A 532-nucleotide genomic window follows, 5' to 3' on the forward strand; every position below is an offset into this window, starting at 1 on the left:
AATTTCTCCCCTTCACTTTACTCAAATTTCCAATAGAGGCTCTCTTTTTCCTGTGATCGGATCATTCGCCGGCAACGCCGCCTGCTTAATCTGTTTGACCGCTTCCTCCCGCTCATTGGGCTTCCCCGTCTTCATATCATACTGAACGCCACCGGGATAGGCGCCAAGGACAGTAAAATCGGGGCTTGAGCTGAGCTTTTTATGTCCGACTCCGGCTGGAATCACGACTGCGTCGCCTGATTTGAAAGGGATGGCAGCCCCTTTTTCTCCCCCAAACTGAATCACAGCCTCTCCCCTAAGGGCAATCAGGACTTCATGCGTATTGCTGTGATAATGATGGTATGGAAAAACACTCCCTGACCAGCTGTTTGACCAGCCATGCCGGATGACGATCCGCTCTGCCAGTCCGGTGTCCTTAAGCGCGTTTTGATACACCACGAGCGGAAAATCAGGATGATTCGGAATCCTGCCGTCATCCGGAAAGAAGTATGTTTGTGTCTCTCTTTCCATCAATTTCACCTCCCTTTTTTGT

At 50.4% G+C, this 532-nt stretch carries 1 protein-coding gene; it reads right to left on the reverse strand.

Annotated features, from left to right (window positions below):
- Positions 1-21 precede the first annotated feature (21 nt).
- The gene (locus tag ACWHAR_RS31470) at positions 22-510 is read right to left on the reverse strand and encodes a cupin domain-containing protein (RefSeq protein ID WP_144459224.1); all 489 of its coding nucleotides are present in this window, start codon (positions 508-510) and stop codon (positions 22-24) included.
- Positions 511-532 lie beyond the last annotated feature (22 nt).

The sequence above is a fragment of the Bacillus sp. LR--39 genome (assembly GCF_053613335.1).

What these genes read in the sequence shown, in the direction of transcription:
- ACWHAR_RS31470 (WP_144459224.1), bottom strand. Translation starts at nt 510, where the DNA reads ATGGAAAGAGAGACACAAACATACTTCTTTCCGGATGACGGCAGGATT.